Consider the following 22034-nt stretch of genomic DNA (forward strand, 5'->3'; position numbering starts at 1 on the left):
GTGCACCAGGTACAGGCCCATGCCGCCGATGAAGAACGGCGCGTACTCCGGCATGAGCACGATGGTCAGCAGCGGCTGTCAGCCGCCTCCGCCGCGCGGTCCACCGATCAACTCCCGCCAGAACAAGCCGAATCGGTGTCCGAATCGGTCGGGAAGGGCCGTGGTCGAATTTGCGAACGGCGGATCTCTTGTTACCGTTCGAGTAGCCCGGTTGCTGGTGCATCCCCCGTCGCCAGCAACCGGGTCTTTCTGTGTCCGGAGACCGTGGGCGTTTTCTTTACGGAACGGCGCCGACCGTCAACTGCCCGTGTCCGCACCGGAGTTGCTCCCGGACCTCAGCAGCAGCGGCCCGTCGTCGGCGCGGCCGGCGAACTCCGCGACCGCCGTGTACGCGTCCAGGTCGCCCCGGGTCCGCTCCCGGGTCGTCTCGCAGAGGTCCGGCTCGTCGTCGGCGCCGATCGCGCAGTGCATCTGCAGGGTGCGGTCGCGCGGCCCCATCAACGTCAGTACGGCGTCCAGCGCGCCGCCAGTGGCATTGCGGTAGTAGGTGCGCGCCCAGGTCTCCGCGCCCTGCGTGAGCACACAGGTCTGCGCCTCGATGCCGTCGGGGGAGGTCAGTTCGGGGCCGCAGCGGGCGGCGGTGGCCAGGCCCAGGCCGAGCAGCAGCGGGGACCGGCTCACGTCGGCGACGGGCTCCTTGTGGTCCTCGCCGCTCACCGACCGACCGTCGTCACCGGTCCCGGACCGCCCGTCCTCACGCTCACGCTCCCGCGCCGAGCGCGCGGACGGTCGTACGGAATCATCGTGGGCGAGCGGACCCGCCGCGGGGTGCACCAGATCGCGTACGACGGCGCGGCCCCCGTCGCCCACCTGTCCCGCGGAGGCCACGGCGAGCGGAAGCGCGACCGCGCACACCACGACGCCGGACAGGGCGAGCAACCGTAGGTTCATGCACCGGACGATAGCCAGGGGAGGCGGGCGGCCGGTTCCGCCCGCGCCCGACACCCCTAGAACTCGGGGGCGCTCACACCCGTACGAGTGAGGGCCTCGACGACGGCGTCCACCACGGCCTCGACGTCGGGCACCCAGGGGGAGGCCGAGCCGGGCAGCGGCGCGCGCTCCCAGGCGATGTCGCCGGAGCCGGTCTCGGAGGGCGGCAGGGCGAGGTAGCCGCCCTCGCCGTGGAAGCGGAGGGAGCCGGGGACGAAGTCCTTGGCGTACAGCAGTTCGCCCAGCTGCTCCATGGAGTACGGCTTGACGAGGATCGCCCAGCGGGTCGGCGAGGAGATCACCGGGCCCAGGCGCATGCCCTGCTGGTCGAGGGCGGCCAGGGCGTGGGCGGCGGGGCCGGCCGGCAGGCTCACCGCGCAGGGGGCCTTGCCGCCGGTGGCCAGGACGATCGGCGCGGCCGGGCGGTTGGTCCACCACCAGCGCACCATGCGCTCGTCGGTGGTGGCCGCGAGGAGGCCGGGGTCGAAGGGGTGGGCGCCGGGGACCGTGCACTCCGGGTCGGGGCAGCCGCAGCGGGCCCGGCCCTCGGGGTCCGGTGCCACGCCCGGGAGTACGGGCCACTGCCATTCCTTCGCGAAGGTCAGGGCCGCGCTGATCAGTTCAGGCCTCCCGTCGCTCTGCTGGGACAGGAGCCTGCGTCGCCTTCCGAGGATCTCGCGCATGAGCGCTCGTTCCTTTCCGTTGCACCGCTGGCAACACCGTGGACCACATCACACCATGTGTCGATCACTTCACTGTGCGTACCTGTTGGCGCATCACACCCTTGTCCCGGACAAGGGGAACCCCATACTGCTGCGTCTATCAAAAGCATGGGCGTGGCGCGGGGTGGCGAAGTCTGGCGTTTTTCCGTCCCGCGTATTTCTCTTCGCCGCCGCCACGAGAGGATGGGGCCCGGTCGTCGGTGGCTAAGACGCCCGGGTCGGTCACCAGGTTCCGGGTGGATGTACACCACCCCTGGCCCTTACCGAGTACGTACCCATCACGACCGCTGTGACGCTCTGTGGAGCAAGGCCAGTCGACCTCAATACACCGTAACCCGAGTCAGTTTTAAGCCAACTTTGCCCTACGCCACGAACGGCACTGGTGGCCCACGGACACCAGGAATCCCGGCAGGACAATGCTGGACATCCCCTCACGAGTGCGTGTACATGTGGAGACAGTGCTAGCGGCGCGGAATGACATGGGGGTTTGCGATGCTTTTGAGCAATACGCACCGGTCGGAAAGCCGGACGCCATGAACGCCCCCCACCCTCCGAAAGTGGCTGGAATCGATTCAACGGTTCCCGCACCCGCACACACTGTCGCGCCCGCGCCCCCTGTCCCGGGGACCCCGTCCGTGGCCACCCCCACCCCTCCCGGCGCCCTGCTCCAGGACCGTCTCGCCGGCTGGGTCTCGGATCTGACGACCCTCCACGAACTCACCGAACGTCTGAATCGCACGGCCGCACTGGACGAAGCGCTCCAGGAACTGCTGCGCGCCGGATCCGCCCTCGTGGGCGCCCGGCGCGGACTCGTCGTGCTGGAACCCGGCGACGGCCTCGGCCCCGACACCACCATCGGCCTCGGCCTCGCGCGCGCGGACCTCGGGCACATCGAGACGGTCCCGCGCAGCGCCATGTCGTACGGCAGGATCCTGGACGGACTCCCCGGCGGCGACGGCGAGATCGCCCAGCCCGACCTGCTCGCCGAGGACGCCCTCGACCCCCGCCACCGCGAGGTCGCCGCACGGCTGGGCTACGCGGCGAGCTACGCGCTCCCGCTGGTCGCGGAGACGGCCGGAAACGCCGGGGGTACGGGAGTCGCCGGTACGGCCGGGACCATCGGGATCGCCGGGGCCGTCGGGAACGCCGGAATCAGCGGGACCGCCGGGCTCGCCGGCACCGCCAGGACCGCCCGGCTCGGTGCCGCCGTCTGGCTCTACGACGAGCCCGCCGAGCCGTCCGAGCGGCAGCGGCACCTCGTCGGGCTGTACGTCCGGCACGCCGGCGAGCACCTGGCCCGGCTCCTCGAAGTGGAGCGCACGCGCGCGTGCATGGCGACGATGGCGGAGGAGCTGCTGCCGTCCCGGCTCCCCCGTGTCGCCGGCGTCCGGCTCGCCGCCCGGCACCGCACCGGCCCGCGCGGCGGCGGCGACTGGTACGACGCGCTGCCGCTGCCGGACGCGGCCCTCGGCCTCGCCGTCGGTTCCGTCACCGGCTCCGGCCCGAGCGCGATCGCCGCGATGGGACGTCTGAGAGCGTCGCTGCGGGCGTACGCCGTGATGGAGGGCGAGGACCCGGTCGCGGTCCTGTCCGACCTGGAGCTGCTGCTCCGCCTCACCGAGCCCGCCCGCTCCGCCACCGCACTGTTCGCCTACTGCGAGCCCGCGCTGCGCAAGATCACGCTGGCCGGGGCCGGGCACTGCCCGCCGCTGCTGATCGGAGAGCGGCGCACCGAGTTCGTGGAGACGTCCGTGTCCGCGCCGCTCGGCATGCTCGCGTGCTGGGAGGCGCCGAGCGTGGAGCTGCTCGCCGAACCGGGAGAGACGGTTCTGCTGTACACCGACGGGCTGCTGCACCGCACCGGCGACGCCACCGACCGCGCCTTCGCGCGGCTGCACGCGGCGGCCGCCGGGGTGCCGAAGGGGCTGCGCGACGACCCGGGCGCGATCGCCGACCACGTCCTGCGGACCGTGCTGCCGGACGGGCTCGACGGAGCCGACTCCGACGAGGACGTCGTGTTGCTCGCCGCACACTTCGAGTAGCAGGGTGTAACAGGTCCGACGCCCCTGGGCCCCCTTCCGTACGACCGTACGATGGAGGGGGTCCAGTGCCGTTTCGTAGGAGGATGACCGTGGCCGAAGAACTCACCCCGGAGACCCCGGAAGATGAGTCCGAAGAGCCCATCAAGCAGCGGAAGAACGGCCTGTACCCGGGCGTGACCGACGAACTCGCCGAGAACATGAAGTCCGGCTGGGCCGACACCGAGCTGCACGACCTGGAGCCGATCGCCCAGGCCACCGAGACCGCGGCCCGCCGTGCGGCGCTCTCCGCGCGCTTCCCGGGCGACCGGCTGGTGATCCCCGCCGGCAACCTGAAGACGCGTTCGAACGACACGGACTACCCGTTCCGGGCCTCCGTCGAGTACGCGTACCTCACCGGAAACCAGACCGAGGACGGCGTGCTCGTCCTGGAGCCGGTCGCCGCCGGCGGTCACAAGGAGACGCTGTACCTCCTGCCGCGCTCCGACCGGGAGAACGGCGAGTTCTGGCTGTCCGGTCAGGGCGAGCTGTGGGTCGGACGGCGGCACTCGCTCACCGAGGCGTCGACGGTGTACGGCCTTCCCGTGTCCGATGTGCGTGAGTTGGCGGACGCGTTGCATGAGGCCACCGGGCCGGTGCGAGTCGTACGTGGGTACGACGCGGGCATCGAGGCGGCGCTGACCGACAAGGTCACCGGCGAGCGGGACGAGGAGCTGCGGGTCTTCCTCTCCGAGGCGCGGCTGGTCAAGGACGAGTTCGAGATCGGGGAGCTGCAGAAGGCCGTCGACTCGACGGTCCGCGGCTTCGAGGACGTCGTGAAGGTCCTCGACAAGGCCGAGGCGACCTCCGAGCGGTACATCGAGGGCACGTTCTTCCTGCGGGCGCGGGTGGAGGGCAACGACGTCGGCTACGGCACGATCGCCGCCGCCGGGCCGCACGCGTGCACGCTGCACTGGGTGCGGAACGACGGGGCCGTGCGGTCGGGTGAGCTGTTGTTGTTGGACGCCGGGGTCGAGACGCACACGTACTACACCGCCGACGTGACGCGGACGGTGCCGATCAACGGGCGGTTCAGCGAGATCCAGAAGCGGATCTATGACGCGGTGTACGACGCTCAGGAAGCCGGGATCGCCGCCGTGAAGCCCGGTGCGAAGTACCGGGACTTCCATGACGCGGCTCAGCGGGTGTTGGCTGAGCGGCTTGTGGAGTGGGGGCTTGTTGAGGGGCCGGTCGAGCGGGTGCTGGAGCTGGGGCTACAGCGGCGGTGGACGCTTCATGGGACCGGGCACATGCTCGGGATGGACGTGCATGACTGTGCTGCGGCGCGGGTGGAGTCGTACGTCGATGGGGTGCTTGAGGCGGGGATGGTGCTGACCGTTGAGCCCGGGTTGTACTTCCAGGCCGATGACCTCACCGTTCCCGAGGAGTATCGGGGGATCGGGGTGCGGATCGAGGACGACATCCTGGTGACGGGTGAGGGGAACCTGAACCTCTCGGGTGGGTTGCCTCGGCAGTCTGATGAGGTCGAGGCGTGGATGGCCGGCCTTAAGGGTTGAGCAGGTCTCGTGGACCTTCATCTGGAAGCTGACCCTGGTGAAGGGCTTCGGGCTGGGCTTGAGCGGGCCCTTCGTGATGCTGTTCGCGAAGGGCGGCTTGTTGAAGGGGCTCGGCTGCCCGCTACTCGGGAGCTGGCCCGTGAGTTGGATGTTTCACGTGGAACAGTCAAGGCTGCCTATGACCAGTTGGTCGCTGAGGGGTATCTGACCGCTCGGCAAGGTTCCGGGACCGTTGTCGCGCCTCTGTCCATCGTTGGCAGTGCGCCGCGGGACGACCAGGCCCGCGCGCGTGTGCCGCTCTACGATCTGCGGCCCGGTAGTCCGGATGTGGGGGTCTTTCCCTCTGCCGCCTGGCTCCGGGCCGTTCGACGGGCCGTTGCCGACGCGCCCTCCTCGGCGTACGACTACGGCGACCCCCGGGGGCACATCGCTCTGCGAACCACCCTGTCCGACTATCTCGGGCGGGCCCGTGGAGTCGTCGCTCCGCCCGAGCGGATCGTGGTTGTCTCCGGGGCCGTGCAGGGGCTCTCCTTGCTTGCTCGGGTGCTCGACGGGGGGACCTTCGGTATGGAGGATCCCGGGCTGCCGTTTCATCGGGATGTCGTGCGGCGGGCCGGGGGGCGGGTCGTGGCCGTGCCGGTCGATGAGTGGGGGGTCGATGTCGACGGGGTTCAGAAGGTCGACGCGCTCGTCGTCACGCCCGCGCATCAGTACCCGACCGGGGTGACACTGCATCCCGCGCGGCGGCGGGCCGTCGGGGAGTGGGCACGCGCGTGTGGGGCGTTGGTCGTCGAGGACGACTACGACGGGGAGTTCCGGTACGACCGGCAGCCCGTCGGGGCGCTCCAGGGGATGACGCCGGGGCAGGTCGTGTATCTCGGGACCGCCTCCAAGACGCTCGGGCCCGCGCTGCGGCTCGGCTGGATGGTGCTGCCGCCGCACCTGGTCGACGCCGTCGTCGACGCCAAGCTGCACAGCGACCACAGCACCGAGGTCGTCGGACAGCTCGCCCTCGCCGACCTCATCACCAGTCATGCCTACGACCGTCATGTGCGCGCCTGTCGGCTGCGCTACCGGCGCCGCCGGGACCGGCTCGTGGCGCGGCTGGGAGAGCGGTGGCGGGTGCGGGGGATCGCCGCCGGGCTGCACGCGCTCGTGGAGGTCGACAGCGAGGAGCGGGTGCTGGCCCTCGCGGAGGCCGAGGGGCTCGCCGTGGGACGGCTCGGGGACCACTGGCACGGGGAGGCCAAGGGGCAGGGGCTCGTCGTGGGGTACGGGACGCCTCGGGAAGGCACGTATCCGGAGGCGCTGGAGATGCTCGCCCGGGTGCTCGAATTGGGTCACTGAACGGCCCCCTTATTGGGCCTGTCTCGCGGCCCAATGGCTCCCTAGTGTCGTTCTCATGACCTCCTCCCTCGTCCCGCCCGCGGGGCCGCAGCGGGTACTGGCGCTGGCCCAGCTGAGCAACTCCGTCGGTGACGGCGCCTATTACGTGACGTCGGCGCTCTACTTCACCCATGTCGTGGGGCTCGCCCCCGCGCGCGTGGGGCTCGGGCTGACCGTGGCCTGGGCGGTCGGGTCGCTGGTGGGGGTGCCGCTCGGGCGGCTCGCGGACCGGCGCGGGGCGCGGGGTACGGCCGTACTGCTGGCGTTGGCCACAGCGCTGGCCGTGGCGTCCTTCCTGGTGGTGCGGGGGTTCCTGCCGTTCCTGCTGGCGGCCTGCGCCTATGCCTCCGCGCAGTCGGGGCTCGCGGCGGCCCGGCAGGCGCTGCTCTCGGGGCTGGTGTCCGCCGGGGAGCGGACCGGGCTGCTGGCCCACCTCCAGTCGACGCTGAACGCCGGTCTGGCGGTCGGCGCCGGGCTCGGCGGGCTCGCGCTGAGCGCCGGGACGAGGGCCGCGTATCTCGGGGTGTTCGCGGTGGACGCGGTGAGCTTCCTGGTGTGCGCGGGGCTGTTGCTGAGGCTGCCCGCCGTGCGGTCCGTCGCAGCCGTCCCGGGGAACAGCAAGGGTGTGCTGCGGGACCGCCCGTACGCCGTGATCACCTTGCTGAACACCGTGCTGCTGCTGCGGATGCCCTTGCTGAGTCTGGGGATCCCGCTGTGGATCGCCGAGCGGACGGCGGCTCCCACCTGGGTGGTGTCCGCGCTGTTCGTCCTCAACACCGGGGCGGTGATGGCCTTCCAGGTGCGCACGGCCCGCGGGGTGACCGGGCTCGCGTCGGCCACGCGCGCGGTGCGGCGGGCGGGGTGGGTCATGCTGGCCGCGTGCGCGGTGTTCGCGCTGTCGGCGGGGGCCTCGCCGTGGGTGGCGGTGGGCGCGCTCGTCGTCGGGGCGGTGCTTCAGGTGGTGGCCGAGATGGGGCAGTCGGCGGGCTCCTGGCAGCTGTCCTTCGACCTCGCTCCGGAGGGACGGGTCGGCGAGTACCAGGGGTTCTTCGGGACCGGGGTGACCGTGGCGCGGACGCTGGGGCCGCTGGTGCTGACCACGCTGCTGGTGGAGTGGGGCACGCCCGGGTGGCTGCTGCTGGGCGCGGTGACGCTCGGGGCGTCGTACGCGATGGGGCCGGCGACCCGTCGGGCCGTCGGCCGGAGTGCGGCGCCGGTCAGGCGGCCTGCGCTCGTGAACTGACCGCCGTCGGAAGGGCGTCCACGAACAGCGCCCCCGCGAGCAGCCCCGCGCTGCCGCGGGGGCTCCACGCGCGCGCGTGCAGGTCGGCGTCGAGGGCGAGCAGGGCCTCGCGGCCCGCCTCGGTCGTCGTACCGCCCGCTTCGAGGACCTCGCGGGCGCCGGCCTGGACATGGCGCAGGCCCAAGGGGCCCGCCGTGTAGAGGAGTTCGGTGTCCTGGAGGGTGGACATCACCGTCAGGAGGGCGTCCAGGCGGGCCTCCGGCTCGGTGGCGCCCTTGCGGCGGGCTCCCGCCAGTGCGTCCAACGCCCGTCGTACGTGCGGGAATCCGGCCCGTGCCTCGCCGCGGGCGCCCGCGGCGCCGTACTTCGCGGACACCGAGGAGCCCCGGGAGGCCCGGCGCGGGGCGCGCTTGTCGGTGTGGGCGGCGATGCGCTTGGCCGCCGTACAGACGTCCTTCGAGCGGGCCGCCGGGTCCAGGGCCGAGGCGGCGACCAGCAGACCGAGGGTCCACAGGGCGCCGCGGTGGCCGCCGCCGGCCAGGCCCACCGAGTGCTCGGTGGACCGGCCGATCGCGCCGAGTTCGGCGCGCAGGGCGGGGGTGGGCTCGCCGGTGCGGCGGGCGGCGGCGGCCATCGCCGCGAGGCCGGGTGCGAGCGCCTTGGCCGACCAGCGCAGGGAACAGTGGTCCGTGCGGGTGGCGCGGGCGCCCAGGTCACGCGGATCGGGCAGGCCCGGCTTGGGAGCCAGGGCCAGCTGACCGGTCAGCGCCTGAACGGCGGCATGCGCCAGCGTCTCGTCCTCGCGGCTGCTCATGGCCGTACCCTACGAGGACGCGGAGGCCGAGGGACTGGCACTTTCGGACGGAGCGTCGCTCGGCGGTTCGCCCGTGGGAGCGCCGCTCGGGGGCGTGCCACCGCCGCCGCTGCCGGCGCCCGTGTTCTCGGCGTCCGGGTCGATGCCGAGGGTCAGGAAGCCCTTGTAGCCCTTGGACGGGTCGGCCTTGTGCACGGCCTTCAGGGTGAGCAGACCGCTGGAGGCGCCGCCGCCGTCGTACACCATGTCGTTGTCGAGGGTGGTGTAGCTGCCGGTGTGCTTGGAGTAGGGGTCGAGGGTGAAGATCTCCTCGGCGATGTCGTCGGCGAAGAAGAGCTGGCCGGTGTAGTTGACGATGCCGCCCTCGTAGGTGCCGTCCTCCTTCTCGCCGCCGGTGTGCACCTTCACGTGGATGTGGCAGGTGCGCGGGGTGTACCAGCCGGGGAAGATCGTCTCGAACTTGACGACCCCGTTGGCGTTGGCGATCTGGTAGCCGCGCAGGTAGGTGTTGTCGTTCGCGGAGTCGCCTTCCTCGCTCTCCGCGGGGGCCGAGCCGCCGGGGTTGGCGGTGGTGTAGCCCGAGTAGTAGCCCCAGGCGTCGCAGTGCCAGATCTCCACGGCCGCGCCCTTGACCGGGGTGCAGCCGTCGGTGGCGTCGACGACGGTCAGGCGCAGGGTGAGCGGGACGCCGCTCTTGCCCTCGGTGATGTCCTTTCTGACCAGGGCGCCGTCGAGGTAGTAGGGGCCTTCGGTGACGCTCGACATGAGCGTCATGCACTCACCGGTGCTGGTCGCCGAGGCGGTGGCCGTCGCGTCGGCGGCCGTCTCGGTGTCGGCGAAGGCCGACTGGTAGCCGGCGACCGCGATACCGCCGGCCGCGACCGTCCCGCCGGCGACCGCTATGGCGCGGCGCCGGGTGATGTTCGAATTCCTGTGGTTTCCCGTCATGATCAGGAAATTAGGAGCGTTGTCCGTCAGGACCTTGGGCGGACGCTGTGGACGGGCTGGGAATGCCCAGAAACCTGAACCGCGCGGCTCACACCGCCATCAGCGGGGCGTCCTTCTTCCACTTGAGCATCTTGTCGAAGCTCACCACCGCGCCCCGGCGGCCCGGCTTGTTGCCGATGTGGACGTGGTCGGCGAGCTCCTCGATGAGACAGAGGCCGCGACCGTGCTCGGCCTCCTCGGAGACGGGGCGCACGGACCGGGCGCGGGCGAACCCCGGTCCGGAGTCGGTGACTTCGATCCGGCACTTCTCGCCGTCGAGGTAGGCGGTGACCCGGTACGCCGTCGAGGAGTCCTGCCGGCCGCCGTGCTCCACGGCGTTGGCGCAGGCCTCGCTCAGGGCGAGGGAGAGGTCGTAGGAGACGTCCGGATCGACACCCGCGGTCTCCATGGTGCCGAGCAGCAGACGCCGGGCGAGCGGCACGCTCGCGGCTTCGCGCCTGAGATGGAGTGACCACCAGATGCTCATGCTCCAGCCTCCCGGCCGCGGCTCGACATACCGTTACCTATTGCCGCCCGTGCCGGGGTGTAAGCACACTGTTGACGTGATGCCGCCCATAAGGGGGATGTGCCGGGTGCGGTGATCGGTGTATGTGGGGTCACTTGTGGCAGATGGTGACCTTCCGGTCGTACCCCTCGTACGTCATCTTGTGGACCTGCCGTATGGCGGTCATAAGGCCAGTGCGATGATGAGCCCGCCATGACTGCCCCCCACGCACGCTCCGGAGCCGGTCTCCAGGTTCTGCGGGCCGCGGTGTTCGCCGCGGTCTGCGTCGTGCTGGCCGCGGCCGGTCACTCCATCGCCTCCTGTGTCGCCGTCCCGCTGTGGACGCTCGGCGCCGGGTTCGCGGGGGCCGTCCTGGTCGTGGCACCGCTCGCCGGACGGGAGCGCTCGCTGCCGGGGATCGCGACGCTGCTCGCGGCCGGACAGACCGTGCTGCACGTCCTCTTCGGGCTGGGGCAGCACGGGAGTTCGGTGAGCGCCGCGAGCACGGCCTCCGACGCCGCGCTCGTCGCCCGGGCCGCGCGGCTGCTGTGCGGGACGACCGCGGCGGCGATCAGTCCGGCGCAGGCGCAGAAGGTGCTCACCGACGCGCGGCTGTACTCCGGTACGGCGCCGGTGTACTCCGGTACGGCGCCGCACTCCGCGGATGCCATGACCTCCATGTCGATGCCCATGAGCGACACCGTGCCGCCGCTCCCCTCGCTGCCGATGGTCCTCGGGCACGTCCTCGCCGCGGTCGCGGCCGGATGGTTGCTGCGGCGCGGGGACCTGGCGCTGCTGCGGCTCGTGGAGCTCTCGCAGTACTCGGCGCGCACGGTCGCGGAGGGGGCGTTCGTACGGTCCCTGCGCGCGGCCTTCGCTCTGGTGCGTGCCCTGCGCGCCGGGCTGCCGGGGGCGCGTGCGGCCGGGCCGCGCGTTCTCTGTGCGCGGGAGCCCGTCGTGGCCGCCCCGCGCACCACCGCACTCCAGCACACGGTGATCCGGCGGGGCCCGCCGGTCGACGGGTTTCTCCTCGCCGCCTGACACGACGCCCCCTCTGGTGAGGGTCGCCGTCGTGCGGCACGCGCGCGTGCGCGTATCCCTCACCCGTCTCCGTCCAAGGGGAGTGCTCCTGCCATGAAGGCTTCTCGTCTCGCCGTCTCCGGCGCTCTGGCCGCCTCGGCCGTTGTTGTTCTGTCCTCGCCCGCCTTCGCCCACGTGAGCGTGGCCGCGGAGGGCACCGCCGCCAAGGGCGGTTACGCGGTCGTGGACTTCAAGGTCCCCAACGAGCGCGACAACGCCTCCACCACCAAGCTGGAGGTGAACTTCCCGACCGACCACCCGCTGGCCTCCGTGATGCCGGAGCCGATGGCGGGCTGGAAGATCGAGGTCACCAAGTCGAAGCTGGCCAAGCCGCTGACCCTGCACGGCGAGCAGATCAGCGAGGCCGTCTCCAAGGTCACCTGGACCGCCACGAGCGCCGCGAACGGCATCCAGCCCGGCTACTTCGAGAAGTTTCCCGTCTCCATCGGCGCCCTCCCCGAGGACGCCGACGAACTCGTCTTCAAGGCGATCCAGACGTACTCCAACAAGGAGGTCGTGCGCTGGATCGAGGTCCAGGAGGACGGCGCCGAGGAGCCGGAGACGCCCGCGCCGGTGCTCGCGCTGTCCGCCGCGTCCGAGGACGGGCACCACGGTGCCGCGGCGGCCGACGACGCCTCCGACACGACCGAGAACGCGGCCGCCGCGACCGCCGAGCCGGCCGACAGCAGTGACACCACCGCCCGCGTCCTCGCCGTGGTCGGCATCGTCGTGGGCGCGCTGGGCGTGGCGTACGGCGTGCTCGCCGGGCGTCGGCGCACCGAGGCCTGACCTTTTTAGCCAGGCGCGTGCCGGGGCCCGTACGGTCCCGGTGCGCGCCGGAACCCCTTACATCTGGGACATTTCGCTATGCGCAAGAAGACGTTCGCCGCGGCCGCGCTGCTCGCCGCCGCCACCCTGACCCTCTCTGCCTGCGGCAGCAGCGACAGCGGCTCACCGGTCTCCGTGGTCTCGGAGGAGGCCGGCGCGGACAAGGCCGCCACCGTCCTCGACCAGCCGTTCGAGAAGCCGGACCTGGTCCTCACCGACACCAAGGGCCAGAAGTACGACCTGCGGGCCGCGACCAAGGGCAAGCCGACCCTCATCTACTTCGGCTACACCCACTGCCCCGACATCTGCCCGCTGACGATGAGCAACATCGCCGTCGCGAAGAAGGCGCTGCCCAAGGCGGAGCAGGACGAGCTGCAGGTCGTGTTCGTCACCACCGACCCGGCCCGCGACACCCCCGCCGAACTCGGCAAGTGGCTCAAGGGGATCGACCCCCAGTTCATCGGCCTGACCGGCGACTTCGCCACCATCCAGGCGAGCGCCCGCACCCTCGGCATCTCCATCGAGCCGACCCACAAGGACAAGAAGACCGGCAAGACCGTCTCGGTGCACGGCACCCAGGTCGTCGCCTTCTCCCCCAAGACCGACGCCGGGTACCTGCTCTACGGCGAGGACGCGACCGTCGACGACTACACCAAGGACCTGCCGAAGATCATCAAGGGGCAGAACCCGTGAGGCGTACGGCGGTGTCGGCGGCCCTGGTGGCCGGGGCGCTGGCCCTCGTCGGCTGCTCGGACTCCGGCTCCGGCGGCTCCTCGGGAGGCCTCTCCGTCTCCGACGCCTACATCCCGCAGCCCGTCTCCGCGGACATGGCCGCCGGGTTCCTGACCATCTCCAACTCCGGCTCCTCGAAGGACGACCTGACCTCCGTCACCAGTGACGACGGCGAGGTCACCATGCACGAGACCAACGGCGGCGCGATGGAAGAGGTCTCCCGGCTGCCCGTCCCGGCCCACGGTCAACTCGTGTTCAAAAGCGGCGCCAACCATCTGATGTTCGACAAGCTGAAGCGCAAGCCGACGCAGGGTGAGACCGTCACCGTCGAACTGCACTTCGCCAAGGCCGACCCCGTCGTCGTGAAGATGCCGGTGAAGTCGGCCACCTACGTCCCGAAGACCGGACACTGAGGGAGGGGACCACCTTGACGCAGACCATCGCCCCCCGCGTCCGGACCCTGGTACTGCTGCTCCTGGCCGCCTGCGGCCTGCTGCTGACCACGGCCGGACCGGCCTCCGCCCACGCCGCGCTCACCGGCAGCGACCCCCAGCAGGGGGTGGTGGTCGACAAGGCACCCGACCAGGTCTCCCTGACCTTCTCCGAGAAGGTCGCCCTGTCGGACGACTCGCTGCGCGTGCTCGACCCCAAGGGCAAGGCCGTCCAACAGGGCAAGCCGTTCGAGGTGAGCGGCACGACGTACGGCGTGAAGCTGCACAGCGGCCTCGCCGACGGCACCTACACCGTCACCTACCAGGTCGTCTCCGCCGACAGCCACCCCGTCGCCGGCGCCTACACCTTCTCCATCGGCAAGGTCTCCGTCACCTCGGTCTCGGTCTCCGGGGAGACCGCGGGCGGCGGGGTCGTCGGCTGGCTGTACGGGTTCGGGCGCTACCTGTCGTACGCCGGGTACATCGTGCTGGTCGGCGGGGCCGCGTTCGTGCTGGCCTGCTGGCAGCGCGGTGCCGGGGTACGGCCGATGCAGCGGCTGGTGGTCGGCGGATGGCTCGCGCTCACCGCGTCCACCCTGCTGCTGCTCCTGCTGCGCGGCTCCTACACGGGCTCCGGGAAGGTCGGGGACGTCTTCGACCTGGACCTGCTCGGGAACGTGCTCCAGACCAAGGCCGGCGCGGCTCTCGTCTCCCGGCTGCTGCTGCTCGCGGCGGCGGCGCTGTTCATCTCCGTGCTCTTCGGCGCGTTCGACAAGCGGGAGGACGAGGAGAAGCAGGACCTCGTCCTCGGGCTCGCGATCGGCGGGACCGTGGTGGCCGCCGGACTCGCGGCGAGCTGGGCGATGGCCGAGCACGCGTCCGTGGGCATCCAGGCGGGCATCGCGATGCCGGTGGACGTCCTGCACCTGCTGGCGGTCGCCACCTGGCTGGGTGGACTGACCGCGCTGCTCGTCGCGCTGTACCGGTCCGAGGTGCCGATCGAATCCGCCGCCGTACGGCGGTTCTCGGCCGTCGCCTTCGGCAGTGTCGTCGCGCTGGTCGTGACCGGCGTCTACCAGTCCTGGCGGCAGCTCGGCTCCTGGTCGGCGTTCACCGGGACCCGGTACGGGCAGCTGCTGCTCGTCAAGATCGGGCTGGTGGCGCTGCTGGTGGGCATCGCGTTCATCTCGCGGAGGTGGACGGCACAGCTGGCCGACACCGTCGTACGGCAGAGCAAGAGGGTGGCGCAGAAGGAGCGGGTGGGGTCCGGGGCGAAGGCGGGTGCCGATTCCAAGGGCGCTGGTTCCAAGTCGTCCGGTTCCAAGGGGGCCGACTCCAAGGGGGCCGGTGGTTCCAAGCGGGACGCTCAGCTCGCCCGGCAGCGGGCCGCCGTCGACAGCGCTCGGCAGAAGCGGGAGCGGGACGCCGATCCGAACCGGTTCGGGCTGCGCCGCTCGGTGCTCGCCGAGGCGGGCGTCGCGGTGGTCCTGCTGGCGGTGACGACCGTGCTGACGCAGACCGAGCCGGGGCGTACCCAGGAGGAGGCCGACGCGGCCAAGGCGGCCGCCTCGTCGTCCTCGTCCTCGTCGGGCACGTCGGGCTCCGCGGTCACCCTGGACATGGCCTTCGACACCGGCGGCACGGACGGCAAGGGCGTCGTGTCGGTCGACCTCGACCCCGCGCGCGTGGGCGGCAACGAGATGCACGTCTACGTCACGCGTCCCAACGGCCGCGCCTTCGACATCCCCGAGGTGAAGGTCGCGCTCACCCTGGAGGCCAAGAAGATCGGGCCGCTGCCCGTGACTCCCGACCGCATCGCCACCGGCCACTGGTCGGCGAGCAACGTGCAGATCCCCATGGCGGGCGAGTGGAAGATCGCCGTGACCGTGCGGACCTCCGACATCGACCAGACGACCGTCTCCAAGAACACGCAGATCGGCTGAACCGCACCATGCCAGAACAGTCCATTCCCGTCGCCGACGGTACGGAGGGGGGCGGCGCGGGCAAGGGGGGCGCCGCCGGGAAGAAGGGGGTGCCCGCGTCTCAGGGGGGCGGGTCTGAAGGGGCCGTGTCTCAAGGGGGCGCGTCTCAGGGGGCCGCGTCTCAATGCACCGCTTCTCAGGGGGGCCCGTCTCAAGGCGCCGCGTCCTCGTCGAAGGGCCCCGCGTCCGAGGCGGCCGGCTCCGGCGGTGCCGGTATCTCACGGCGTGCCCTGCTCGGCACCGCCGGGGCCACCGGCATCGTGCTCGGCGCGGCGGGCGCGGCCGCCGGATACGCCGCCGCGCCCGCGCAGGCGACCCCGCTCTCCTCGCTCGGCAGCACCGAGGCGATGTTCCACGTGAAACATCAGCCCGGTATCACCCAGGGCCTCCAGGCCCGCGGCCACCTCGTCGCCTTCGACCTCGCGGCCGGCGCGGGCCGCAAGGAGGCCGCCGCGCTGCTGCGCCGCTGGTCGGAGACAGCACGGCGGCTGATGGCGGGGGAGGCCGCCGGGTCCGACGACACGGATGTCGCCCGGGACGCGGGCCCCTCCTCGCTGACGTTGACCTTCGGCTTCGGCCACAGTTTCTTCGCCCGCACCGGCCTGGAGAAGCAGCGCCCGGCCGCCCTCGACCCGCTGCCCGACTTCTCCTCCGACCACCTCGACAAGGCGCGCAGCAACGGCGACCTGTGGGTGCAGATCGGCGCCGACGACGCCCTCGTCGCCTTCCACGCCCTGCGCGCGGTCCAGAAGGACGCGGGCAGCGCGGCGAGGGTCCGCTGGCAGATGAACGGCTTCAACCGCTCGCCGGGCGCGACGCCCCACCCCATGACGGCCCGCAACCTCATGGGCCAGCTCGACGGCACGCGCAATCCGAAGCCGACCGAGTCCGACTTCGACGAGCGGATCTTCGTACCGGAGTCCGTGTCCAAGGACCCGTCGTGGATGGCGAACGGCTCCTACGCGGTCGTACGACGGATCCGCATGCTGCTGGACGACTGGGAGAAGTTGACGCTCGGGGCCCAGGAGGCCGTCATCGGGCGCCGGAAGGCGAACGGCGCGGCGCTGTCCGGGGGCACCGAGACGACCGCGATGGACCTGGAGAAGACCGACGCCCAGGGCGATCTCGTGGTCCCCATCAACGCGCACGCCCGGATCACCCGCCCCGACCAGAACGGCGGCGCCGCGATCCTGCGCCGCCCGTTCTCGTACCACGACGGCATCGACGCCGACGGGGTGCCGGACGCCGGCCTGCTGTTCGTCTGCTGGCAGGCGGACCCCCTGCGCGGTTTCGTCCCGATCCAACGCAAACTCGACCGCGGCGACGCCCTCTCCCCGTACATCCGCCACGAGGCGAGCGGGTTGTTCGCGGTGCCGGGCGGGGCGGCGGAGGGCGGGTACGTGGGGCAGGCACTGCTGGAGGGCTGACGGCGCGGGGAGCGTCGTACGCCAGGAAAGGGCTCGTCGGTGGCGTACGGCGCCGGGAAGGCCGTACGCCGGAAGAGGCTGAACTCGCGCGAACGCCGCGCGGCCGCTTCCGTCACGCCGGTTCACTCACCGGAGGGGCACTCGTGAGACGTGTGCGCCAAGGTTCCGCAAGGGCCATTAGGGTGAGGTCATGCCAGCGAGCTATGCGTATCTCGGTCCTGAGGGCACCTTCACGGAGGCCGCCCTGCGCACGCTTCCCGAGGCGGCCACCCGGGAGCTGATCCCGTACGTGTCCGTGCAGTCCGCGCTGGACGCGGTCCGCGGCGGCGAGGCCGAGGCCGCGTTCGTGCCGATCGAGAACTCCGTCGAGGGCGGCATCACCACCACCCTCGACGAGCTGGTCGCGGGCGCCCCGCTGATGATCTACCGCGAGGTGCTGCTGTCGATCACCTTCGCCCTGCTGGTCCGCCCCGGCACGGAGATCGGCGACATCAAGACGGTCTCCGCCCACCCGGCCGCCCAGCCCCAGGTGCGCAACTGGTTGAAGAAGAACCTCCCGGACGCCCACTGGGAGTCCGCCGCCTCCAACGCGGACGCCGCCCGTCTGGTCCAGGAGGGCCAGTACGACGCGGCCTTCGCCGGCGAGTTCGCCGCCGCGCTGTACGGCCTGGACGCCCTGGAGACAGGGATCCACGACGCGGAGAACGCCCAGACCCGCTTCGTGCTGGTCGGCCGTCCCGCCCGGCCCGCCGCTCCCACCGGCGCCGACAAGACCTCCGTCGTGCTGTGGCAGCGCGACGACCACCCCGGTGGACTGCGCGACCTGCTCGGCGAGTTCGCCACCCGCGGCATCAACCTGATGCTGCTCCAGTCCCGGCCCACCGGCGCGGGCATCGGCAACTACTGCTTCTGCATCGACGCCGAGGGCCACATCTCCGACCGCCGGGTCGCCGAGGCCCTGATGGGGCTCAAGCGGATCTGTCTGGACGTACGGTTCCTCGGTTCGTACCCGCGTGCGGACCTCGGTGTGGAGGACGTCAGCGCACCGCGGCGCGGCACCTCGGACGAGGAGTTCGTGGCGGCCTCGGACTGGGTGGCCCGCTGCCAGGACGGCCGTTTCTAGCCGGTCCTACCTGCTTATTTTAGTTATCCACAGGAGTTATCCACAGGTCCGCTTCTCGACCTGGGGACAAGTCGACACGACACGCCTACCTTGTCGACAAATCGGCCCTCAGCCTCTCCCGTCGTCCACCGGCGTGCACATCACCCTTCGTCCACTGTTTTCCCTTGGGTCATCCTTTGGAGCGACCGCTTTCCACCCGAAAGTGGGGATAGATTCGAGTTTGATACAGGAATCCGCCGTGTGATCCCCAGGTTTCGGAGTGATCAATTCCGAAATCCACAGATCCCCCGCACAGCCTGTGGATAACTCTTCGGGGGGTGTGGATCCCTGTGGACAACCGCACCCCAATTCCCGCTCCCCGCAAGGGAGTCGAGTCAACACGACTCCTCGGCCTTGCCCCGCCCGGGGATCCGGGGTCACCTTTATTGACACGTACGGCAATTCCCCCATAACGGAACGTAAGCCGCTAATCGCCGCACCCGCCAATAGTGAGTCGTGGGCCGTATCCCCACACCGGTAGCCTTGGCTCCGTGATTGACCTTCGCCTGCTCCGTGAGGACCCCGACCGAGTGCGCGCGTCCCAGCGCGCCCGTGGAGAGGACGTCGCGCTCGTCGACGCCCTCCTCTCTGCCGACGAGCGGCGCAGGTCCTCCGGCGTCCGCTTCGACGAGCTGCGCTCCGAGCAGAAGTCGCTCGGCAAGCTCATCCCCAAGGCCTCCGGAGACGAGAAGGCCGAGCTGCTCGCGAAGGCCGGCCGGCTGGCCGCCGACGTCAAGGCGGCCGACGCCGAGCAGAACGAGGCCGACGAGGAGACCAAGCGGCTCCTCCTCCAGCTCGGCAACCTCGTCCACCCCGACGTCCCCGTCGGCGGCGAGGAGGACTTCGTCGTCCTGGAGACGCACGGCACCATCCGCGACTTCGGCGCCGAGGGCTTCGAGCCGAAGGACCACCTGGAGCTCGGCGAGGCGCTGGGCGCCATCGACGTCGAGCGCGGTGCGAAGGTCTCCGGCTCGCGCTTCTACTACCTCACCGGTGTCGGCGCCCTGCTGGAGCTGGCGCTCGTCAACGCGGCGATCGCCCAGGCCACCGAGGCCGGCTTCATCCCGATGCTCACCCCCGCGCTGGTCCGCCCGCGCGCCATGGAGGGCACCGGGTTCCTCGGCCAGGCCGCGGAGAACGTCTACCACCTGGAGAAGGACGACTACTACCTGGTCGGCACCTCCGAGGTCCCGCTCGCCGCGTACCACATGGACGAGATCCTCGACGCGGACCAGCTGCCGCTGCGCTACGCCGGCTTCTCGCCGTGCTTCCGCCGCGAGGCCGGGACGTACGGCAAGGACACTCGCGGCATCTTCCGCGTGCACCAGTTCGACAAGGTCGAGATGTTCTCGTACGTCGCCCCCGAGGACGCCGAGAACGAGCACCGGCGGCTCCTGGAGTGGGAGAAGCAGTGGCTCACCGGTCTTGAGCTGCCGTTCCAGGTCATCGACGTGGCCTCGGGCGACCTCGGTGCCTCCGCCTCCCGCAAGTTCGACTGCGAGGCGTGGATCCCGACCCAGGGCAAGTACCGCGAGCTGACCTCGGCCTCCAACTGCGACGGCTTCCAGGCCCGCCGGCTCTCCGTCCGCATGCGCGACACCGGCGACGGCAAGAACAGGGTGCAGCCGCTGGCGACGCTCAACGGCACGCTGTGCGCGGTCCCGCGCACGATCGTGGCGATCCTGGAGAACCACCAGCAGGCCGACGGCTCGGTGTACGTGCCGCCGGTGCTGCGGCCGTATCTGGGCGGGCGTGAGGTGCTGGAGCCGGTCGCCAAGTGACTGCGGCGTCTGGCTCCGGAAGCTTCCCCTATCGGCTGATCGCGACCGACCTCGACGGAACGCTCCTGCGCTCCGACGAGTCGGTCTCGCCGCGCACCCGTGAGGCGCTCGCCGTGGCCACCGCGGCGGGCGCCGCCCACATCGTCGTCACCGGGCGCGGCGTCCGGTGGACGCGGCACATCCTCGACGACCTCGGCTACCGGGGCCTCGCGGTCTGCGGACAGGGCTCACAGGTGTACGACGCCGGCGAGCACCGTCTGCTGACGTCGGTGACGTTGGACCGGCAGCTGGCCGCGGTGGCGCTCGCGAAGATCGAGGCGGAGACCGGCCCGCTGTTCCTGGCGGCGAGCCGCAGCGGCCTCGACGGCGACGTGCTGGTCGGGCAGGGCTATGCGGTCACGGGTGCGCTGCCGTACGTGCCGCTCGCGGACGCGTCCGACCTGTGGGCGGAGCCGCTGAGCAAGATCTACATCCAGCATCCGGAGCTGTCGGACGACGAGTTGGCGGAGGCGTCCCGGCAGGCGGCGGGCGGTTTCGTGACCGTCGCGATGGCGGGTCCGGGCATCGTCGAGCTGCTGCCGCTGGGGTTGTCGAAGGCGACGGGTCTGTCCCTGGCCGCGCGACGGCTGGGGCTGAAGGCCGCGGACACGATCGCCTTCGGCGACATGCCGAACGACGTGCCGATGTTCAAGTGGGCGTCGTACGGGGTGGCGATGGGCGGGGCGCACGAGGAGCTCAAGGCGGTGGCCGACGAGGTGACCACTTCGAACGAGGAGGACGGGATCGCGGTGGTCGTGGAGCGTCTGCTGGGTTGAGATTGTGGTGAACCGCGGGCCGGTGGGGGCTGGTCGCGCAGTTCCCCGCGCCCCTGGGTGGGTTCAGTCGCCCTTGCTTGAACAGTTTGCGGAGGATGCACGGATCGAACGTGCGCGGGCTTTCCAGGCCCGACCTAGGCTTAGCAAGCCTGTGCCTTACCACTCGGCCAATCCTCCGGGTGGGCGGCCTCACGCGAGAGCGACATCGCGTGCTCGAAGCGGCCGCCCGGGCAGTTTCCTGCGGGTGGGTGGACTCGACGGTGGCGTAACTACACCGGAGCCCTCCGAGGACTGCCCTGAAGGGAGTTCGACGGACTGTCGTGCATGGACATCGCCGGACTCCTCCCCAGTACGTGGCGCCGGTCCGACCCGGCGTCCTGGACACAACCATCGTGCCTGTACGCCGAGTTGGACGCCACCGAATTAATCCGGCCGAGTGTTCGAACTACCGGCGTCCCCACCGCCGCCGGCGCTTGCTGAAGAACCACCCCGCGGGCGGCTCGTCGGAGCGCCAGGGCTGCGGCTCGGGGGACTCCCGGCGCCAGCGCGCGGCGAGCATACGGGCGCGGGCGGACGGCTCGGAGGTCTCGGCGGAGCGTATGAAGTCCTCGTCCAGCACGAGGTCGTCCCACACGTCCCCGCCCTGTCCGCGACCGTCCTGCCGTGCTGTCTCGTCCGCCATCCCCGTCCTCCAGCCGTCCGTCCGTTCCCGTACTTCCCGTGCTTCCCCACGCCCGCCGCTTCCCCGTGCGTCCCCGTATGTCCAGTCTGCCCCGACAGGGGTGAAGTCCCTGTCAATAAGCCCGGCGTCAGGGGCGCCCCCTTACTCCTCGCCCGCCAGCGTCAGCGTCCGCAGCTTCTGTCCCGCGTACCAGGTGGCGAGGACGGTCACGACGACCAGCAGCACCGTGGCCGTGGGCAGGGAGACGTCCGAGGTGACCAGGTCCCCGCCCGCCACCTTGTGGGCGACCGCCAGCGACCACTGCTGGACGCTCAGCGTGCGCGCCCCGGAGACCAGGGAGCCGAACAGGGCCTCCCAGACCAGCGCGTAGACGAGCCCGAAGACCACCGCGTGCCGCGACACCGTGCCAAGGAGGAGGAAGAGCGCCGCGTAGGCGATCGAGGAGACCAGCGCGGCCACCGTGTAGGCGACGGCGATCTGCTGGCCGTTGCCGTTGAGGATGAAGCCGGCGACGAGGGTGGGCAGCGCGGAGAAGACCATCGTCACCGCGATCGCCACGATCAGCTTGGTGAAGATGATCGTCGGCCGCTTCACCGGCTTGGACAGCAGGTAGACCACGGAGCCGTCGTCGATCTCCGGACCGATCGCGCCGGTGCCCGCGATGACGCCGATGATCGGCACCATCGTGGCGAGCGCGAGCCCGCCCAGCAGGTCGGACGCCGTCTGGTCGTCGGCGCCGACCAGGGCGCGCACGATCACGGAGATCAGGATCAGCAGCAGCGGCAGCGCGCCCAGGATGAGGGCGCGGCGGCGGCCGAGCAGGGCCCGGTAGGTGAGCCGGGCGACTGTGGGGTCGTACATCTTCGGACTCC

At 71.2% G+C, this 22034-nt stretch carries 20 protein-coding genes and 1 tRNA gene; 13 read left to right on the forward strand and 8 right to left on the reverse strand.

The window, feature by feature from the left end; all coding sequences use genetic code 11:
* Positions 1-297: 297 nt before the first annotated feature.
* Entirely contained in the window at positions 298-951 is a 654-nt protein-coding gene (locus ABZ896_RS08280) for a hypothetical protein (RefSeq protein WP_360923845.1), read from the reverse strand.
* 56 nt (positions 952-1007) lie between these two features.
* Positions 1008-1673: a bifunctional DNA primase/polymerase gene (locus tag ABZ896_RS08285; protein ID WP_360923848.1), complete on the reverse strand. Its 666-nt coding sequence runs from the start codon at positions 1671-1673 to the stop codon at positions 1008-1010.
* Positions 1674-2128: 455 nt separating this feature from the next.
* Between ABZ896_RS08285 and ABZ896_RS08290 the strand changes: the two genes are divergently transcribed.
* From ABZ896_RS08290 to ABZ896_RS08305, 4 genes are all read left to right on the forward strand, one after another.
* Positions 2129-3754 (forward strand): PP2C family protein-serine/threonine phosphatase, encoded by a 1626-nt coding sequence (locus tag ABZ896_RS08290; protein ID WP_360923851.1) that lies wholly within the window; start codon positions 2129-2131, stop codon positions 3752-3754.
* Between the two features lie 83 nt (positions 3755-3837).
* Entirely contained in the window at positions 3838-5307 is a 1470-nt protein-coding gene (locus ABZ896_RS08295) for an aminopeptidase P family protein (protein ID WP_360923854.1), read from the forward strand.
* Between the two features lie 9 nt (positions 5308-5316).
* The gene (locus ABZ896_RS08300; protein ID WP_360923857.1) at positions 5317-6654 is read left to right on the forward strand and encodes a PLP-dependent aminotransferase family protein; all 1338 of its coding nucleotides are present in this window, start codon (positions 5317-5319) and stop codon (positions 6652-6654) included.
* Positions 6655-6709: 55 nt separating this feature from the next.
* Positions 6710-7936, forward strand: coding sequence for an MFS transporter (locus ABZ896_RS08305; protein WP_360923860.1), 1227 nt, complete (start codon positions 6710-6712; stop codon positions 7934-7936).
* Here the strand turns inward: ABZ896_RS08305 and ABZ896_RS08310 are convergent.
* The 3 genes from ABZ896_RS08310 to ABZ896_RS08320 form a co-directional block, all read right to left on the reverse strand.
* Complete coding sequence (locus tag ABZ896_RS08310; protein ID WP_360923863.1) at positions 7911-8750, reverse strand: triphosphoribosyl-dephospho-CoA synthase; 840 nt, start codon at positions 8748-8750, stop codon at positions 7911-7913. The two genes, ABZ896_RS08305 and ABZ896_RS08310, sit on opposite strands and share 26 nt — an antisense overlap.
* 9 nt (positions 8751-8759) lie before the next feature.
* Positions 8760-9698 carry an intradiol ring-cleavage dioxygenase gene (locus ABZ896_RS08315; protein ID WP_360923866.1) on the reverse strand — a complete coding sequence of 313 codons (939 nt, stop codon included), beginning with the start codon at positions 9696-9698 and terminating at the stop codon, positions 8760-8762.
* 88 nt (positions 9699-9786) lie between these two features.
* A complete protein-coding gene (locus tag ABZ896_RS08320) occupies positions 9787-10224 on the reverse strand; it encodes an ATP-binding protein (RefSeq protein WP_360923869.1) in 438 nt (145 codons plus the stop codon).
* Between the two features lie 231 nt (positions 10225-10455).
* Between ABZ896_RS08320 and ABZ896_RS08325 the strand changes: the two genes are divergently transcribed.
* From ABZ896_RS08325 to ABZ896_RS08365, 9 genes are all read left to right on the forward strand, one after another.
* Positions 10456-11283, forward strand: coding sequence for a hypothetical protein (locus ABZ896_RS08325; protein ID WP_360923872.1), 828 nt, complete (start codon positions 10456-10458; stop codon positions 11281-11283).
* Positions 11284-11376: 93 nt separating this feature from the next.
* On the forward strand, positions 11377-12111 hold the full coding sequence (locus ABZ896_RS08330; protein WP_360923875.1) for a YcnI family protein: 735 nt from the start codon (positions 11377-11379) through the stop codon (positions 12109-12111).
* Positions 12112-12189: 78 nt separating this feature from the next.
* Positions 12190-12843 (forward strand): SCO family protein, encoded by a 654-nt coding sequence (locus ABZ896_RS08335; RefSeq protein WP_360923878.1) that lies wholly within the window; start codon positions 12190-12192, stop codon positions 12841-12843.
* On the forward strand, positions 12840-13295 hold the full coding sequence (locus ABZ896_RS08340; RefSeq protein WP_360923881.1) for a copper chaperone PCu(A)C: 456 nt from the start codon (positions 12840-12842) through the stop codon (positions 13293-13295). Before ABZ896_RS08335 ends, ABZ896_RS08340 begins: the two co-directional genes overlap by 4 nt.
* A gap of 14 nt (positions 13296-13309) precedes the next feature.
* The gene (locus ABZ896_RS08345) at positions 13310-15256 is read left to right on the forward strand and encodes a copper resistance protein CopC (RefSeq protein ID WP_360923884.1); all 1947 of its coding nucleotides are present in this window, start codon (positions 13310-13312) and stop codon (positions 15254-15256) included.
* Between the two features lie 8 nt (positions 15257-15264).
* Complete coding sequence (efeB, locus tag ABZ896_RS08350; RefSeq protein WP_360923887.1) at positions 15265-16722, forward strand: iron uptake transporter deferrochelatase/peroxidase subunit; 1458 nt, start codon at positions 15265-15267, stop codon at positions 16720-16722.
* A 190-nt stretch (positions 16723-16912) separates the two neighbouring features.
* On the forward strand, positions 16913-17845 hold the full coding sequence (gene pheA, locus ABZ896_RS08355) for a prephenate dehydratase (protein ID WP_360923890.1): 933 nt from the start codon (positions 16913-16915) through the stop codon (positions 17843-17845).
* A gap of 530 nt (positions 17846-18375) precedes the next feature.
* Positions 18376-19665, forward strand: a complete 1290-nt coding sequence (serS, locus tag ABZ896_RS08360) for a serine--tRNA ligase (RefSeq protein ID WP_360923893.1) — start codon at positions 18376-18378, stop codon at positions 19663-19665.
* A complete protein-coding gene (locus ABZ896_RS08365; RefSeq protein WP_360923896.1) occupies positions 19662-20480 on the forward strand; it encodes an HAD hydrolase family protein in 819 nt (272 codons plus the stop codon). The genes serS and ABZ896_RS08365 overlap by 4 nt, the downstream gene beginning before the upstream one ends.
* Before the next feature lie 89 nt (positions 20481-20569).
* Here ABZ896_RS08365 and ABZ896_RS08370 read toward each other — a convergent pair.
* The 3 genes from ABZ896_RS08370 to ABZ896_RS08380 form a co-directional block, all read right to left on the reverse strand.
* Positions 20570-20657: transfer RNA gene (locus tag ABZ896_RS08370), tRNA-Ser, on the reverse strand.
* A 268-nt stretch (positions 20658-20925) separates the two neighbouring features.
* Positions 20926-21162 (reverse strand): hypothetical protein, encoded by a 237-nt coding sequence (locus ABZ896_RS08375; protein ID WP_360923899.1) that lies wholly within the window; start codon positions 21160-21162, stop codon positions 20926-20928.
* Between the two features lie 141 nt (positions 21163-21303).
* Positions 21304-22023: an ABC transporter permease gene (locus ABZ896_RS08380; RefSeq protein WP_360923902.1), complete on the reverse strand. Its 720-nt coding sequence runs from the start codon at positions 22021-22023 to the stop codon at positions 21304-21306.
* Positions 22024-22034 lie beyond the last annotated feature (11 nt).

This window comes from Streptomyces sp. NPDC047072 (assembly GCF_040643855.1).
Classification (GTDB): Bacteria; Actinomycetota; Actinomycetes; order Streptomycetales; family Streptomycetaceae; genus Streptomyces.